Origin of the sequence: Paraeggerthella hominis (assembly GCF_021044775.1) — a bacterium.
Lineage (GTDB): Bacteria > Actinomycetota > Coriobacteriia > Coriobacteriales > Eggerthellaceae > Paraeggerthella > Paraeggerthella hominis.
In genome coordinates, this window is the sequence record NZ_JAJNOQ010000003.1 from 1 (window position 1) to 15922 (window position 15922).

A 15922-nucleotide genomic window follows, 5' to 3' on the forward strand; every position below is an offset into this window, starting at 1 on the left:
AGCCGCGACCGGATTCCAAAGCGGCGGCTCCCGTTGATCGGGCTCTTGTTTCCGCCCGCTCAGGCAGGCTACGCCTACCTTTGCTAGGACGGATTACACCAACATTTGCGGCACTACCGCGACGATGCCATTCGTCATTTGGGTATTGGGTACAAAATATCGTCGAGGACTTGTCGTAGCGCAGCTCCGTTAATTCCAACAAGAAGTGCATTTGGTCTGTGGTTGGCTTGTCGATGAGGAATTCATCTATCACAAGCACCTTATAACCTGCGTATTTGTTCAGAATACGCTTCTCAGTCCACCCAGCATTCATCTTCTCTGCGCGATACCCAAGCAGGTCGGGCATACGAATGTAAAGGGTGCGAACGCAGTTCTTGCATGCCTGCTTGGCAATAGCGCACGCCAAGTGGCTCTTTCCTGTCCCGGTGAATCCCTCCAATATGATATCGGTCGAACTGGCTACGAAGTGTGTAGTCCCCAAGTCATTGATTAACTCGCGTTTGATTGGGCGCCCATCGTAGTCAATGTTGGTGATGTCTGCCTGAGGAAAGCGGAGTTTGGCGTTTCTTATCAGCCTTGCCACCTTGTTGTTTGCGGTTTCTTGATACATGTAGTCGACAGCGACCCTGGCCTTTTCCTCAAACGACAGACCGGCATAGGAGGGGTCATCGCAGAGCATCTCGGTTACATCCAGCATGCCAGGCACACCAAGTTCGCGAATCTTGCGTTTCGTCTCTGGGTCAAGCATCAGCGGTTACCTTTCTCGTTGTTCGAATAATAGCCAGCCCCGCGAATGTAGCCGCCGGATTTCTCTTCAGTTAAGCCTTCCAAACTTGCCGCAGCCTTGCTGCTAAGCACGGATTTGATGAACCTACAGCGCGGACGTGCTACCTTTGCAAGCGCGTATTCGCACGCCTCCTCTAGGTCGTGTTCGGTATAGCGTTTTGTCAGGTTCAATACTGCAAGAGCTGGGTTGTATGCCTGCTCTTTTATCTGGGCTTCGTCGAACATGCGCTGAATAACAGCAAGCGTGTTAGGACCAATCTCGCGAGCCCAGCGCAAGATGCGCTTGTCGTCCCATTCAGCACGGCAGAATTCCGGTGGCATATGAGAGGAATCTGTTCGGTAACGGTACTGAACGAAGGTCGGGAAGCGCGGATGGCTGGCAACGCGCTTGCCGCCAAAGGATGCCTCAACCATCGTGTCTGTGACCTTAAGGTCGACCTTTTTACCGACGAGCTCGTGTGGAACTGAGTAGTTGTTTTTCTCGAATACCACATGGAAGTTTAAGTTGACGGCACGACCGTAGACCCAGGTACAAATCTCAAACGGGCACTTGGCAAAGGTGCTAAGAAGTTGGCTTCCACCTCGTCAAACACCATCTTGCGGCTACCATCGCGCTTTTGGAATGGCGCCGTATTGAACTCGTCGAGCTTGACGCGGATGGCATCATTTAGGTCGGCCAGTGTGGCAAAAGTGACGTTACGCAGGCGTGCAATTACCGCGGTAGCGACCTTACCGCACGCGCCCTCCACCGACGGTTTTTGCTTAGGTTTGCGAACCCCTGTTGGCATGATGGCGGTGACGTAGTGGCGACCGAGTGCCTCATAGGCCTCATTCAGGATGATTTCACCCTCGCGAGGGTGCTTGATTACACCGGTCTTTAGGTTGTCGCAAACAGTTCTCACGGCAACGCCATCGAAGAATTCGTAGGCGTGTACGTGGCACAAAAGCCACGTATTTTGTTTCATGTTTAGTGTTGCTTCGACGTAGCTGTATTGTGAGTACGGCAAACACGCTACAAACAGGTAAGCTTTAGTTTGCTCAAGCGTGGCGGGGTTTTCTAGCCGCATTGTGGCGCCGTTCCAATCAACTTCCATAACCTGGCCTGGTTTGTGTTCGAGGTGATTGGTAACGTTGCGTGCAACAACGTATTCGGAGTAGTCGCGGCAAAACGACGTGTAGCTCTTTGAGGCTAGGCCATCCAATTTTGCCTGGTCGCAATACTCTTCATGCAGGAGTTTTAGCGTAACGCCGGTTTTCTGCAGCTCGGAGTGCACGTAGTCGATGTCAATCTTCGCTACGGCCGCCTCCGCTTGAGCATGGTCGGGGAAAAGCAGGTTGTAGACGTCGTCACCATCCATGTGCGCCACGTCTGCCCAGGTAACGCCCTTCTCCTCCGCAGCCTCCCTGACCTTTTTGACACTCTGCTGGGCAATGTGCCGAGTAGTTCGTATCTCTCGACCTGACATGCCTCTGTCAAGCAGTTCTAATACGAGCTTGGCATCAATTTTCTTCGCCATTTTAATCACTTCCTTTCATTGTTGTTATGGCGAGACAATGAAAGGTTAGTGGTGCAAACAATGATGATATTGACGATTAACTCAACGTGCAAACATTAGCGGGTACAGGTGCAAACAAATGTGGTACTGCCGCATCTAAACGCTGGGAATAATCAGCAGGATTTTTGCATTGTGATAACTATTCGAGATCCAAGGGCCGAGGCTCCTGTATATGAAGAGGTTTCAACGCTTCTCGAAGAAAATAATTTCTGGAATAGCGGCATTAGCGTCACCAATGAGGCGAAGGTTAGAATCGCTGGCTAGTTGACAGACAAAGGATTTGCAATAAAGCTATTGCCGTCAATGGATGGAGGTTATTGTCCTACTCCTTACCCTGACGATAACAAGGGAGTTCCTGCTGGAACTCCCTTGAATGCGGATTCCGCCAGCCTTTGCAGCTCAATCGCGCACGTACTGCAATGGTATGCGTCTAAGCGAATAAACGCATACTGTTTAATCTAAATCGATAAATGCGTAGCTATATGCATCCATTACGTCTGCTACCTCTTTCCATATCCATACTTCAAATCCGTTGTCCTCGAAGACGCGCCCATGCGTCTTGGGGCCGTCTGCTTTCATCTGTGCGTAGTTAGTTCGAAATGTCGGTACATAAAACCGTTCCTGCTCCTTGTCGGCGCAAAGCTCCTCGATGCGGGGGAGCGTTGCCTTGCCGTCTAAGCGAATCGCCTCGAAATAGGCGGCGATAATCTTGTGGTTGTATTGCTCGTTATGGCATGCCCAACGAGGAATGCGCTTAGCGGCTTTGCCCCAGTACTTCCTTGCATTGTCGGTAGAGGGCTGGTATTCGCCGATTACTTCAGCAAAGGACTGAGCGATAAAAGCCTTCATCGCTTCTTCGATGGCAGCGCCTTCTTCCTTGTCGGTAAGCTTCAGCGCCGCTTGGAAGCGATCGTAGACTTGGTCGTCAACGTCTATAGATATTTTCTTAACCATGCCACCCTCAATCCTTGTAATCATTCCATTGACATTATAAGTACATTTGAGTAAATTGTAAACATCAAAAAGAAGCAGCCACTCTGGCTGCGAAGGCTTCAATCGTCTATGATTGATGAGTTATGAATTTCTGTCTCAATGAAACGACGTAGTTTTGAGACACATCCTCTATAATTTTCTTTTCATTCCCCAAATAATTTTGTCTCTAACTTGACCTAATCAATCACGCGCGTGGGAAGGGTGATACGCAAACTCTCGCTGGACGAGCTGCCCCAGTTCATCAACGTGTTCTCATCGAAGATCTCCATCGTGGGCCCGCGCCCCTGCCTGCCGAGGGAAGTGACGCAGTACACCGAGCGCCAAAAGCAGAGGCTCCTGGTCAAGCCCGGAATTACGTGCTATTGGCAAACGCGCTTGGATCGCGACAAGATCACGTTCGACGAGTGGGTCGACCTGGACTTGTGAATCGAAATGGGCGACGTGAACATGCGCGCCAAGTGCAGGAGGGCAAGCTAGGGGCAGAAAGTGGGCTGCCATTGCTGGCCGCATCGGCAGCCGCTGCTGAAGCTGAGTATTTCGGTTGCTCAAAGTGAATACTGGCACTGCTCAAGCGAGCAAATACTCAAGCACGGTGAACTTCGTTCCGGCAAGGTGGTTTTCGCTTTATCATAGAGCGTCTGTCATAAACCCACATCGAACGAATCTTCGGTGCGGGTTTATGATACGTTTGGGACACGTTAACTCGACAGGGGCAGATCCCTCGGCTTACAGTTTCCTCAGCTCACGACCCTGTTTGGCGAACTTGTTCAGTTCCTCCGAAGACATGAGGACCGAGATGTCCTTGCGGTAGGGGTAGCGCGCGTCGTCCTGATCAGTCCACAGCTCCTCGGCTACCGGCTCCCAGGCGCGCGCGAAGTCGCGGCACTTGCCGCACAGGTGCTCCGCGCTCTCAAACTGGTGCAGGTCGGTGGGGTGCGCACCGGATGCCTCGACCATGGCCTCGAGGCATCCGGGGTTCTCCAGCATCGGGCAGGGGCGAAGGAGGTTGTCATTGAAGGGCTGGCCTTCGTAGTACTGCATGAACAGCGGGGATTTCAGGCACTCCAGAAGGCTCATGTCGTGAATGTTGGCGTTGGAGTAGTGAATGAACACGCAAGGTTCCACGTCGCCTGTGGCGTTGATATGCAGGTAACGGCGGCCTCCTGCGATGCAGCCTCCTACGAACTCACCGTCGTTTTGGAAGTCCATGAGGAAAAGCGGCTTCTCCTCGCGCATCCTGCGCACGAAACCGTACATCCGCTTGCGCTGCTCCACGGTGAGCATGAGCTCGGCCGGGGCGTCCATGCCCACCGGCATGTAGTTGAAGATCCAGCAGAACAAGGCACCCTGCTCGATCATCCAGTCCACAAATTCTTCGGACCCGATGGCGTCGGCGTTCTGGGACGTGATGCAGGCCGAGATGCCGAAGGGAAGTCCGTGGGACTTCAGCAGCGCCATGGCGGCGACCACCTTGTCGTAGGTGCCCTTGCCGCGACGGGCGTCGGTGGTCTCCCGGGTTCCCTCGGCGCTGATGGAGGGCACGAAATTCTTAACGCGCAGCAGATCCTGACAGAAGTCCTCGTCGATGAGGGTGGCGTTGGTGAAGCACAAGAAACTGCAGTCAGAATGCGCCTTGCAGAGCCTGATCAGATCCTTCTTGCGCACCAGAGGCTCGCCTCCGGTGTAGATGTAGATGTGGCAGCCAAGCTCTTTGCCCTGGCGAACGATGGAGTCGATGTCGTCGTAGGTGAGGTTGAGTTTGTGGCCGTACTCGGCCGCCCAGCAACCGGTGCAGCTCAGGTTGCAGGCGCTGGTAGGGTCCAGCAGGATAGCCCAGGGAATGTTGCACCGGTGCTTCTTGCGCATCTCCTCCTGGATGGGCCAGGCCATTAGATTACCGTCCACGACAAGGTTCTTGACCAGTGCGTCGCGAACCTCGGGGTTCATCTTCTCCAGAATGCGCATGATGAGCTGGTACCAGTTGTTCTTCGAGTCGATGGCAGTGCGGAAGGCATTGCGCTGGTTGCGAAAGAGGTCCTCGGGGGCCACCTTGTCGATCATGTCCATGATCTTGGTTATGTTCTTATCCGGGTCCTCGAGCAGGTACCCCACGGTCTTCATCATCGCCGCGCGCTTGATCTGATCAGCAGCCCTCATGCCAACCTCTTTCCATGATACAATCCACAGTGTGGAGCTATCAACACTGTGGATTGTATTGAGATTTGCGAGTACTAACAATGGTCACACTGCGCCGCAGTGAGCATTTATCTACATAACTAGCCTTAATGTAGACTTGTATCAAGAAATGAAAGGAGCGATATGCCGGGGAGCAGCAGAAGCGACAGGCGCAGGAGGAAGGTCGACGAAGCCATTAGGACGGCCTTTGGGGAGCTTTTGGCTGAGAAAGGTCTAAAAAACGTCACCGTCAAGGAGCTAGCCGAGCGTGCTGACATTGATCGCAAGACCTTTTATCTGAGGTACAGCTCGATAGACGGTCTTGTTGACAGCCTTCTGCGCGAGGAGATGAGACGCCTGGCCGAAGTTCTGACCACTGCCGCGGCAGACGAGGACGGCTCCGTAAACGTTCCTGTTATCTTCCGGGAGCTCAGCGCCGAGCTCATTGCCACGTTCGATCAGAGGGCAGCTGTGGTGCAACATGTGGATACCGATGCTCTCATATCGAGGCTCAGGCCCGCTATGGCAGATGTTCTTGCGGAAAGGGACGCTCTTGGGTTGGCTGAGGACCTGGGGCCGTACTTCGAGCTTTTCGTTTCGTTTTTCTGCTCGGGGCTGCTGGCGCTCTACCATCAATGGGCGGACAGCGATTCCGAGCTCCCCATGGAGGAGCTTGCCACGTTGGCCGGCTCCGCCATCGCAGGAGGCATCGCGGCAGTGACGGGGATGGCGAAAAGTCTTGGGATCAGCGGCAAGAACGAGGCATGAGAAAAACACTCGGATGTCTAAAATAGCTCGTAGATGGGTCATGTAAGCCTGAAGAGTGATATCGTCCAAACGGGCGCAGCCTCCATATTTTTCGCCAGCAGATAGGACCCTTGCGCCTGGCAGATGACATGGTCGAACCCTACCTCGTAGTCGGTCATGCCCCAAGGTAGGTGAAGTTCTTGGTTGCATCCTTCTTCACCAGCGCGTTCGTCTTGGTCTTTACGGGATGAAGCACGTACCCGTCCTGGATGGCCAAGTCTATCTCGCGCATCTTGGAGTCGCAGTGCAACATGGCCTGCGGCAAGCGTTGAAAAGAACGGAACCGTCTACTCATGCGATCGCTTCGCGACAAGAAGCATGTGCAGGAAAACCTGATGCGGGAGCCTCTCGCAGACCTGCTTGAACGAAATTACGGCTTCGGCATGGACAAAGCCTAGGGGCTTGATCCCGAATGCCTGCCATGCGAATGCGTGCGCCTGCGCTCTGGCGCACGCCCCAAAAAAAGCGATTCGTTCAAGAGCCCTCGGGGCGACGCATTGGCGCGTTATGCAGAGCACCCCGCATGTTTTTCTATTGTTCGATTGAGATGAGGCTCGGGCCGCGCCAATCGTAATTATCGAGCGATACAGAGCGGATGGCTGGGTCGTCGTATGTGGAGTAGTAGTACGTGTTCGTGCGCGACGAGAAACCCCCGCTGAACACGGTGATTTCGAAGTCGCCGTTCGACATGCGCGCAGCGCCTTCCACCATGGAGACTCCCGCAAGGGAACGGAACAAGCGGGAAACGTTCTCCTTCTCGGAGTTTTTCTGCGGGTAATTTGCGTTCAGGTATGCAAGCCGCACGAAGCGCGAGGGGGAGTAGTAGTCACCCGGGATGCCGCGCATGCCAGCGCCCGATCCATAGGGCTCAAGCGTTGCCGCGCGCCACGTGCGCGTAGGGGGGACGTCGCTGGTGACGTTGAGATAGCCCCGTAGGTTCTCGAACTGCCAGGCGAATCCTGGTTGGTTAGTGAGGACGTCGACATCGTCGTGGAACACTTGCATGCCTTGATCGGTGTATTCGACGACGATCGATCGGGCTGCATCTCCAATGATCCAGTGGAGCAGGGACGACTGAAAATCGGCGTTAAGGGGCTTGTCGACGATCGCGACGTTTTGCAGCGCCGCCTCAACTTCGTCGACGGTTTTGTGCAAGCTTGTTACCCAAAGGGGAAACTCGTAGGACGCAACATTGACCTTGCCGTCGACGGAGACGGGTTCGTACTGTGCGAAGCCAGGGAAGTTCAAGCCTGCTATGGCAAGACCTTGGTCGTTGGCGCAATCGAAATAGAGTGGCGTGTCGTCGGCGACGATCCCCATTCCTATAACAGGGTAGAGGGTTTCCTCGATGGCGTCGAAAGGGGATGCGGGTGCATATCCAATGGGCGTAATGCATACATGCTCTCCGTATGAGCAGCTCCAATCCAAGTTACGACCGAAGTACATGTTTCCCGACGCATCCGTGAACCTGATACCCGAGCACATGGCAATCCTTTCTATTCTCTCGAGACAATCCGGCAAGCCCTTGTCTGCGCGCCGTGTTTGTGCGTGCTTTTTTCCTGCCATGCATGCAGTATGGAGGCGAGAGGTCGTGCGCAGCTCGATAATAGCACTCGCTTCGAGGGAAGGCGCAAAGGCGTCTCTCCTCGAATACGATTCGTAACCTTTGGCTTTTACGTTGTTGGGGTAGGCAGGCAGGAAATCGGTCGCGACCATGGGCCGGTCGCCTGTGGTCGCATTCCGGGTTCGTGCGTTTTAGCTGCTATGGCTTGTTTCCGTTGGGGCTTCCACAAGGTCGATAAGCTCTTGTTTGCAGGTGACTCCCGTTTTCGAATACACGCGCTTGATGTGGGACCACACGGTGTTTTCCGATATGACAAGCGCTTCGGCAATGTATCTGGCAGAGCGTCCGCGAGCTAGAAACGCCATGATTTCTCGCTCGCGTTTCGTGAGTGCCACTTCTTCGGCGATGACGGCAAGCCTTTGCTCGATGCTCGTTTCGCTTTCGGCGGGGTCTAGTTCAGACGCGTGCTCGGCACGCGCTTCTGAGTCATCGACGCTCTTCATTGTTACCGCTTCTGCGATGTGCATGCTTTGGTTCCTGTCGCTTGATCCCCGGCTTTTTCGGACTGCGATCATGAGCACGGTTACCAGCGGGTAGATGGTTGCAAACGCCAGAAGGGTGAGAAGCGACAAGCCGTAATCGGCGCTTAAGGCCCCAAGCAAAAGCCCGATGGACAAGCCGACGAAAAGAGATAGGCTTGAACCTCCTAAGTAAAGTCCAGACAGAATATAGCTGGGGTAAGACAAGGTACGCGATCGCTCGACGATGAAGACAAGGAACATCATGCCACAAACGTCATAGCAGGCGATCATGACAAACCCCGTGAAAGAGCTAAGAAAGTCTCCCATGAAAGGTAACAACGACAAAATCACAAGCATGCAAGGAAAACAGCCTTTATAGACGCTTGTAGGATTGGGGCGCTGAGCGGTTGCGAAAGCGAGAATGGCCGTAATAAACGTTGCAACCCCAAGCGGTAACCACATGTTCACATCTCCCACGATGTGCTCCGTCGAAGAGCCAAGAACCGAGGTGTGCAGAATCCCCACGACGCCGACGAGCACGAACAGGCAAATGTAAGATTGGAACAACTCGAAACGCAGGTCTGGCCGTGTTTCGGGCGGTGTTTTGTGCTCTGTTGCCGGGATATTTCGCCGGACTGCTCGAAGCAGAAAGGAAGAAACAAGGAAAAAGGCAATCTCCGCTATCCTCACGACAGTTGCTGGCGCAAAGGAAAGACACGCGACCTACTCCCTGGATGATCAGCGCGCAGACGATTTGGTTGATCGAATGCTGGAGGCTGTCTTGAGCGGAGAGCACTTCAAGCCAGCATGCGCAAGCTATTGTTATTGAAAACCCGCATAATGCACCAAGCAGTTTTGCCAAGAAGACCGGGGGCAGTGCGAATGGGCCCGAGATAAAATTCAGCGACAAGCCTGCAACGAATATGATGACGGCAGGAACCTGGGAAAGGCTTTTCCCAGCAAGCTTTCCTTTGCCAGCAAGCCATGCTATGGCAAGGCCGGTCGCGCAAGCAACAAGATTCATGGCAATCATGAAATCAAGCTCGGACACAAATCCGATGCTGGATGCAACCGATCCCATTGCGGTCATGTAGGCAAGTGATGTGGCAGCTTTGGCCAATCCAAATCCAACAGCGGACAGAACCCTCGTCTCTCGCGTAGTACCCATCGGCCACCTCCGTGCAGTATTTTAATGCTACTGGCATGATTCGTTCTCGAAAAAATGGTTAAGCAGCTGGGAACAAGCTGTACCGCGTTTTTTGTATGACCGCTCCGAACTGGGGAAAAGGTAGCATCTAACCCAAAATCAATGAATTTTCCTCATTCGCAAATGCACCGACATTCGGTGATGCCGGCTCTTGAAAACGGACGTATTCTACCCAGAGGCAAGCGATCCAGCGAATATGGACGACGCCTACACGTATACGCCTCAAGGAGGGAGAATGCCATGGAAATCGATCGCAGGAATTTTATCAAGGGGTCCCTTGCAGTCGGCTCGCTCGCCGCGCTTGGCGGACTTGCCGGGTGCTCTGCACCGAAGAAACCCGAAGATAAGCCCGAGGGTGGGGAAGCCGGCAAGAAGAAGGTGCCCGACAGCTTCACCGATGGCAAATGGATCGGGAAGGCCATGGGCCACGACAACGAGCTGATCACCGAAGTCACCGTGTCCGGCGGCGACATCGCCAACATCAAAGTCCTGCGTTGCGACGACACCATCGGCGTCGGCTCGGTAGCCGCCCCGATGATGGCCGCAAGGCTGCTCGAAACCAAGAACCTCGACGTCGACGCCGTGACAGGTGCAACCACCACGTCGATGGCCGTCACCATGGCCGTCAAAGACGCCATCGAAAGCGCGGGCGGCTCCGCTTCCGACTTCAAAAAGGGTCCCGTCGAACGGACGGGCGGCGCCGCGCAGACCGCCGACGTCGACGTCGTGTTCATGGGCGCCGGCACCGCCGGGCTCGTCAGCGCGTGCCGCCTGCTCGAAGAGGGCAAGAGCGTCATCCTGTTCGAGAAGCAGGACATCCCCGGCGGTTCGATGTCCATGACCTACTCGGGCGTCGCCGCCGCAGGCTCCGAGCTGCAGGCCAACTACGGCCTGGGCCGCTTCGACGACAGCCCCATGTTCAACAAAGACGCCATGCTCGCCGTCATGAAGAAGTACATCGTCCCCGAAAACGATCGCTTCAACGGCGAGATGCCCTACCAGACCGCCATGTACGACAATTCCGGCAAGCTCGTCGACTGGATGCACAAAATCGGCGTGGGCTTCTACAGCCTCGGCGTGAACAAGGCTTACGGCATCACGCCCTACCTGGCGCCTGGCTGTTACATGGGCGGCTGCGGGTACGCCATGCAGTACCTCGTCGATCGCGTCGGGGCGCTTGGCGGAAAAATCGTGTACGCCACGCCGGTGACCGAACTCGTGAAGAACGCCGAAGGCCGCGTCACGGGAGTGAAGGCCAAGGGCAAAGACGGCAGCACCTGGGAGGTCTCGGCAAAGGCCGTCTGCCTCACCTCGGGCGGCTTCGCGGCGAACAACGAGATGATCGCCGAATACTACCCTGGCTACGAAGAGTACAAGTTCAACTGCGCGCCGGGTTCCACCGGCGATGGGATCAAGCTCGGAATCGAGGCGGGCGCAGCCGTCGAGTGCATGGGGCGCGATCTCGGCGCCTATCTTTCCACGACCGCGCAGGCGGGCTCCCGTTTCGAGATCGCCTTCCTGTACCAGACCACGCCCGGCATCATGGTCAACGGAAGCGGCAAACAGTTCGGCAACATCATGTCGGACAACCACGGCGTCATGAGCAAGGCGCTGCGCAACCCCGACAACGGCGGCCGGTTCTTCCATATCACCGACGAGTCGGGCTACATCACCACGATGAAGAACGAGACGTACGCGATGGACATCTACAAGTGCCTCGTCGACCGCGGCGACATGGTTCACTACGATTCCGTCGAAGCAGCCGCCGAAGCGCTCGAGCTGCCCGAGCTCAAGGCGACGATCGACGCGCACAACCAGCATGCGCTCGCCGGCGAGCCCGACGAGTTCGGGCGCAAGAACCTTCCCTACCTTGACACCTACAACGGCATCTGGGTGGTTTCCTGCGAGCCGACGCTCTACCTCACCACCGGCGGTCTGGCGATCGACACGAGCTGCCATGTGCAGAAGGAAGACGGCACCGCCGTTCCGGGCCTTTACGCAGCCGGCGACGTTTGCGGCTCGATCGAAGAGAAGGACGGCCGCGTCTACGCGATGGGATTCGATGCTGCCATGAACTACGGCTACATCATGGCCGAGGCAGTCAAGGCGGAGGTCTGATTGTTTTTTTGACGGCCAAATAAAGAGAACCGCGCGAAGCGACCCCCCCCTAAAGCTGAGCTGGGTTTAATGAACTCGATCGCGGCTTTAGTGGGTTTATGGGCTAAGGCGTTTCGCGAGCAGGGACAAAAAAGATGGCTTTGACGCCTTTGGGTTGAATGGGGTCATTGGGGCCGAAGCAAATTCAATTCATCCGGAGAAGTGGTGAATTGATGATCGGTCAGGTGGGTTCGGGATGCAAATGGAGGCACTCTCAAACGAATCTAGCAACCAAAACGGTGGGCTAGCGAATAACGTATCTTGAATCTTAGAAGCCGGTTGCCTCGATCAGCTTGAAAAAGACGGAGCGATATAAGGGAAAGCTGCGACCATAACTGTCGACGCGAATCAAGCAAGATAAGCTCCATGGGGGAGTGTGGACGTTTCGTGTATGGCGGGCGTTGCGAGGGGAACTCCTAGTATTTTCTTGCAAGCACTTGTTAAACGGGTACAATCTGTTGAAACAGAGGGTGTGTCCCAAAGCAACAAGTGGGAAAACTGCCATTTATTCGCCGGTGACGGCGGATGGGTGGCAGTTTTTCTTTTGCGGCAGTGTTTTTTGCCGGAGGAGCGTAGGAGGCAAGCAGTGTATTTGATGCTGGATAATTACGATTCGTTCACGCAGATGCTCGTAAGCTATTTTCGTGAGCTGGGCGTTCGCATGGACACGTACGAGAATGACGGTATCGACGCCAAGACCGTGCGCGACATGGATGATGCGGGCCTTCTTCGGGGCATCGTGGTTTCCCCTGGGCCCAAAAGCCCCAAAGAATGCGGCAACTGCGGCGATATCGTGAGGCTGGCTGCGCGTCGTCGCATCCCCTTGTTGGGAGTGTGCCTAGGCCATCAGGTAATTGCTGACGTGTTCGGCGCGCGCGTGACTCGGGGCAAGCGTCCCATGCACGGAAAGGTTACCGCGATTCGACACAACAACCAAGGATTGTTCAAGGCTTTGCCCGAGACGTTCGAGGTTGTTCGTTACCACTCTCTAGTGGTTGACGACGACGAGCTTCCCCATTTTTTCTCCGTTGACGCGCGCTCCGAAGACGGCGCGATCATGGCCTTGCGGCATAGAGAACTGCCGCTGTACGGTGTGCAGTTCCATCCCGAAGCGGCGCGAACCCAGTATGGGCATGAGCTTCTGTCTCGTTTTGTGGTGTGCTGCGAGACGGCGCGATAGGGGGACTCGTGGCCACGGCCGTTCATGTATTTCGCTTCTATAAACCGCTTTCTGACCTGTTCGAGTTGGTTAAGGCTATGCCTCAAGCGCTTTTCCTTGACTCCTCCGAGAAGAGCGATCAGGGACGGTTCTCTTTGGTGGGGCTGATGCCGTATGCCACCGTCGAGCAAGTCGGGGGGAGTTGCTACGTCAATGGCGCTGCGTCCCCCCTCTCGTTCTTTGAACAATTGGGCGCCTACCTCGATGATGCTGCGGCGCCCAATACCACCGGGCTCCCTCTCATCTCCGGCGCTTTAGGCTATCTCGGGTATAGCATGGGGCTTCAGGCGTGCAAGATTGCGTCGCGACACTTGCCGCGCGAGCGCATTCCTGAGGCTTCCTTTTCTTTCTATGACCTGCTGTTTGTGGAAGATATTGCGAACGAGAAGCTGTATTTGTGCACACAGGGCGTTCGCATGAGCCATGGTGATGCCCTTGCATGGGCGACTGGATTGTTGCATAAGGTCACGCCGGCGCCTACGCCGTTAAAGCACGAGCGCCAGGCGAGCTTTGATGCTTCTTTCAGTGCCGGCGATTATTGCGCCGCCCTTGACCGCATGGTGCGCTATATGGTTGACGGGCACATATACGTTGCCAACATGACGCAATTGTTGAGGTCCTCGGCCCCGGCAGACCCCTACGATGCATATCGTTACCTACGCTGTCATAATCCTGCTCCCTTTTCAGCGTATCTATGCGGGCAGGGGGGCGATGCCGCGACGGATTATCAGATTTGCTGTGCGAGCATGGAGCGCTTCCTGCAGGTACGGGGCGGGCACGTTCTTGCTCGTCCTATCAAAGGAACGCGCAAGAGGGGGGGAACGCTTCAAGAAGATGAGGCGCTTAAGGCCGATCTTGCCGAAAGTTCCAAAGATAATGCCGAGCTTCTCATGGTTGTCGATTTGGAGCGTAACGATTTGGCTCGCGCATGCGCACCGGGAACTATCGTCGCGCATCCGGAGTTTGTCGTCGAGGCCTACCCGACAGTGTTTCAGCTTGTGGCGACTGTGGAAGGAGTGCTGGCGCCTGGCAAAAGCGCGTTGCGTTTCGTACAATCGGCGTTTCCGGGAGGGTCCATCACGGGTGCGCCGAAAATTCGCGCTATGGAGATCATCGACGAGCTTGAGCGAGATGCCCGCGGCCTCTACACGGGCTCTATTGGATACTTTTCTGCAAACGGAGACTGCGATCTCAATATTGCTATCCGTACGGCGGTATGTCAAAACGGAACAGCGTATCTAGGCGTCGGCGGGGGGATCACCGTGGAATCTGATTTCGATTTCGAATACGAGGAAACCTTGCAAAAGGCCAAGGCGGTGCTGGAAGCATTGGCTATTGAAGAACGGGAAACGAGATGAGCGATATGGTGGCGGCCGACGACGGCTTCTTTTTCGGTTTCGGCGCTTTTGAGACTGTGGCGGTGGAGAACGGCCGTCCTGTTTTGCTCGAGGAGCATCTGAATCGTCTAGACAAGGCCTTGCGCTTTCTCTGCATTGATGTGCCCAAGGAGCGTGTACTCGAGCGCGTACGGCAGGCTCTTGATTCTCGGCCAGTCGATGCGCCGGAGCGACAGGCATTGAAAGTCACGGTCACGTCTCATAATCTCGTGGTGGCCTTGCGCTCCAACACGTATGTCGGAGAGGATTATCGCAAGGGGTTTTCCTGCAGCGTAAGTTCTGTGCGCCGCAACGAGACTTCTCCGTTTACTTTTCACAAAACGCTGAACTATGCCGATTGCGTCTATGAAAGGCGTAGGGCTCGCGAACAATGTATAGACGAGCCTCTGTTCTGTAATATCCAAGGCCATCTCTGTGAAGGGGCAACTACGAATCTGTTCATCGTTCGCGACGGTCGAGTTATAACGCCCTCAGTTGCGGAGGGTATTCTTCCCGGCATCATGCGGGGCTTTGTGATGGAACACGCAGATGTTGAGGAGGCTGTCGTCACCGTGGATGATGCAATATCGGCAGACGAAATGTTCGTCACTAATTCTTTGCTGGGAATCATGCCGGTTTCGCGTTTTTGCAACCACGGTTACGAGAGTAGAACGAAGGCGCATGAGCTTTCGGTTATATATCGCGACATGGTGCGAAACTTGTGAGCAATAAGTCGCCAAACGCAGTGGCTACTGTTTCTTTCCTCTTGGGCTGGTGGCTTGCATGGTCGATGTATCGTTTTGCTCAATGGTCGCATGGATAGATGATTGGTGGCAAGATTTTTCCTGTTTCCATACAGGCTGTAGTTCACGTCTCTGTTGGCAGCCTTTGTGCAAGGACCGCTCGGTGGAACACCGTTACGCTGCTCTATGCTAGGAGAATTATGGCGAAAAATAGCCACAAACTTTGCAAGGGATAGGCATTCTTTAGAGCGGCTTAATGGCTGCGACTGCTGTTTTTGACCATGAAGAGGATGGAAGAAAGATGTGGTAAAACAAAAAATCCATCATACAAAAAGTTCTAGGAATCAGCACGAGGGGCATGGTATTTTCGTGTGCGTGCTTTGCGGCAACGGCAAGAATCGCCATCACTCGCGTTAAGGCTTGCGAGCTGAATCTCGATTTGGTACTGCGAAAGGCCAGCATCGACTATGTTCCTGTTGACGAGGGCATGGAGTGCCTCGGCATTGCAATTTCGCTGACGCTCGTGGTTAGCTTGCATCTGCAGCGCCCATTGCGAGGCTACTGCCGTCGCCAACATATTTTCCTGACGTCAACACTCTGAGCGCGATCTCTGGGGATGATGCTCGAAACACGATGTTGGCATGCGTATCGTTATGGTCTTCATTGGCAATGCGTTTGCCAGTATGTTAAGAGCTTTTAGAGGCTCGTTCGAGGTTTCTAAGTTCTCTCCACTTCAAAATGCAAAGATTGCCAGAATTTGTGAAGAACGAGGTAGGCCTCCTTGAGGTTTACCTCGTTCTTAGGCGACTTGAAATGGG

The 15922-nt window shown here is 54.7% G+C and carries 14 protein-coding genes and 1 pseudogene; 6 read left to right on the forward strand and 9 right to left on the reverse strand.

Annotation, left to right across the window (positions count from 1 at the left end; all coding sequences use genetic code 11):
• The 5 genes and pseudogenes from LQE90_RS03945 to LQE90_RS03960 form a co-directional block, all read right to left on the reverse strand.
• Positions 1-748: ATP-binding protein (locus LQE90_RS03945; protein WP_216528979.1), on the reverse strand; the 748-nt coding region annotated here is incomplete at its 3' end.
• Positions 748-1200: a hypothetical protein gene (locus tag LQE90_RS03950; protein ID WP_216528978.1), complete on the reverse strand. Its 453-nt coding sequence runs from the start codon at positions 1198-1200 to the stop codon at positions 748-750. The genes LQE90_RS03945 and LQE90_RS03950, both read right to left, overlap by 1 nt.
• A 12-nt stretch (positions 1201-1212) precedes the next feature.
• Positions 1213-1278: pseudogene (locus LQE90_RS12550) on the reverse strand (hypothetical protein); the annotation flags it as partial.
• An 8-nt stretch (positions 1279-1286) separates the two neighbouring features.
• Positions 1287-2303, reverse strand: coding sequence for an IS21 family transposase (gene istA / locus LQE90_RS03955; protein WP_216528977.1), 1017 nt, complete (start codon positions 2301-2303; stop codon positions 1287-1289).
• A 492-nt stretch (positions 2304-2795) separates the two neighbouring features.
• The gene (locus tag LQE90_RS03960; protein ID WP_114534140.1) at positions 2796-3296 is read right to left on the reverse strand and encodes a hypothetical protein; all 501 of its coding nucleotides are present in this window, start codon (positions 3294-3296) and stop codon (positions 2796-2798) included.
• A 231-nt stretch (positions 3297-3527) separates the two neighbouring features.
• Here LQE90_RS03960 and LQE90_RS03965 point away from each other — a divergent pair, with 231 nt between their 5' ends.
• Positions 3528-3761 carry a sugar transferase gene (locus LQE90_RS03965; protein ID WP_231088194.1) on the forward strand — a complete coding sequence of 78 codons (234 nt, stop codon included), beginning with the start codon at positions 3528-3530 and terminating at the stop codon, positions 3759-3761.
• A 300-nt stretch (positions 3762-4061) separates the two neighbouring features.
• Here LQE90_RS03965 and LQE90_RS03970 read toward each other — a convergent pair whose 3' ends face one another.
• A complete protein-coding gene (locus tag LQE90_RS03970; protein ID WP_216528976.1) occupies positions 4062-5492 on the reverse strand; it encodes a radical SAM protein in 1431 nt (476 codons plus the stop codon).
• A gap of 162 nt (positions 5493-5654) precedes the next feature.
• Here LQE90_RS03970 and LQE90_RS03975 point away from each other — a divergent pair, with 162 nt between their 5' ends.
• A complete protein-coding gene (locus LQE90_RS03975; RefSeq protein WP_114567045.1) occupies positions 5655-6278 on the forward strand; it encodes a TetR/AcrR family transcriptional regulator in 624 nt (207 codons plus the stop codon).
• Between the two features lie 154 nt (positions 6279-6432).
• On the opposite strand, the gene LQE90_RS03980 is transcribed toward LQE90_RS03975, so the two are convergent.
• From LQE90_RS03980 to LQE90_RS12500, 3 genes are all read right to left on the reverse strand, one after another.
• On the reverse strand, positions 6433-6612 hold the full coding sequence (locus LQE90_RS03980) for a hypothetical protein (RefSeq protein ID WP_147269867.1): 180 nt from the start codon (positions 6610-6612) through the stop codon (positions 6433-6435).
• 236 nt (positions 6613-6848) lie between these two features.
• Entirely contained in the window at positions 6849-7802 is a 954-nt protein-coding gene (bsh, locus tag LQE90_RS03985; protein ID WP_216528975.1) for a choloylglycine hydrolase, read from the reverse strand.
• A 270-nt stretch (positions 7803-8072) separates the two neighbouring features.
• The gene (locus tag LQE90_RS12500; protein ID WP_231088195.1) at positions 8073-8879 is read right to left on the reverse strand and encodes a helix-turn-helix transcriptional regulator; all 807 of its coding nucleotides are present in this window, start codon (positions 8877-8879) and stop codon (positions 8073-8075) included.
• A gap of 970 nt (positions 8880-9849) precedes the next feature.
• On the opposite strand from LQE90_RS12500, the gene LQE90_RS03995 reads away from it, so the two are divergent.
• From LQE90_RS03995 to LQE90_RS04010, 4 genes are all read left to right on the forward strand, one after another.
• Positions 9850-11727, forward strand: coding sequence for an FAD-dependent oxidoreductase (locus LQE90_RS03995; RefSeq protein WP_216528974.1), 1878 nt, complete (start codon positions 9850-9852; stop codon positions 11725-11727).
• Between the two features lie 634 nt (positions 11728-12361).
• Positions 12362-12946 carry an anthranilate synthase component II gene (locus tag LQE90_RS04000; protein WP_216528973.1) on the forward strand — a complete coding sequence of 195 codons (585 nt, stop codon included), beginning with the start codon at positions 12362-12364 and terminating at the stop codon, positions 12944-12946.
• A gap of 8 nt (positions 12947-12954) precedes the next feature.
• The gene (locus LQE90_RS04005) at positions 12955-14343 is read left to right on the forward strand and encodes an anthranilate synthase component I family protein (RefSeq protein WP_216528972.1); all 1389 of its coding nucleotides are present in this window, start codon (positions 12955-12957) and stop codon (positions 14341-14343) included.
• Positions 14340-15086 (forward strand): aminotransferase class IV, encoded by a 747-nt coding sequence (locus LQE90_RS04010; protein ID WP_114567040.1) that lies wholly within the window; start codon positions 14340-14342, stop codon positions 15084-15086. The genes LQE90_RS04005 and LQE90_RS04010 overlap by 4 nt, the downstream gene beginning before the upstream one ends.
• Positions 15087-15922: the final 836 nt, after the last annotated feature.

Excerpts from the sequence above, each read along its gene's own strand:
- LQE90_RS03970 (WP_216528976.1), bottom strand. The coding sequence starts at position 5,492 with ATGAGGGCTGCTGATCAGATCAAGCGCGCGGCGATGATGAAGACCGTG.
- LQE90_RS03980 (WP_147269867.1), bottom strand. The coding sequence starts at position 6,612 with ATGAGTAGACGGTTCCGTTCTTTTCAACGCTTGCCGCAGGCCATGTTG.
- LQE90_RS03995 (WP_216528974.1), top strand. The coding sequence starts at position 9,850 with ATGGAAATCGATCGCAGGAATTTTATCAAGGGGTCCCTTGCAGTCGGC.
- LQE90_RS04000 (WP_216528973.1), top strand. The coding sequence starts at position 12,362 with ATGCTGGATAATTACGATTCGTTCACGCAGATGCTCGTAAGCTATTTT.
- LQE90_RS04010 (WP_114567040.1), top strand. The coding sequence starts at position 14,340 with ATGAGCGATATGGTGGCGGCCGACGACGGCTTCTTTTTCGGTTTCGGC.
- istA (WP_216528977.1), bottom strand. The coding sequence starts at position 2,303 with ATGGCGAAGAAAATTGATGCCAAGCTCGTATTAGAACTGCTTGACAGA.
- LQE90_RS03950 (WP_216528978.1), bottom strand. The coding sequence starts at position 1,200 with ATGGTTGAGGCATCCTTTGGCGGCAAGCGCGTTGCCAGCCATCCGCGC.
- LQE90_RS03960 (WP_114534140.1), bottom strand. The coding sequence starts at position 3,296 with ATGGTTAAGAAAATATCTATAGACGTTGACGACCAAGTCTACGATCGC.
- LQE90_RS03975 (WP_114567045.1), top strand. The coding sequence starts at position 5,655 with ATGCCGGGGAGCAGCAGAAGCGACAGGCGCAGGAGGAAGGTCGACGAA.
- bsh (WP_216528975.1), bottom strand. The coding sequence starts at position 7,802 with ATGTGCTCGGGTATCAGGTTCACGGATGCGTCGGGAAACATGTACTTC.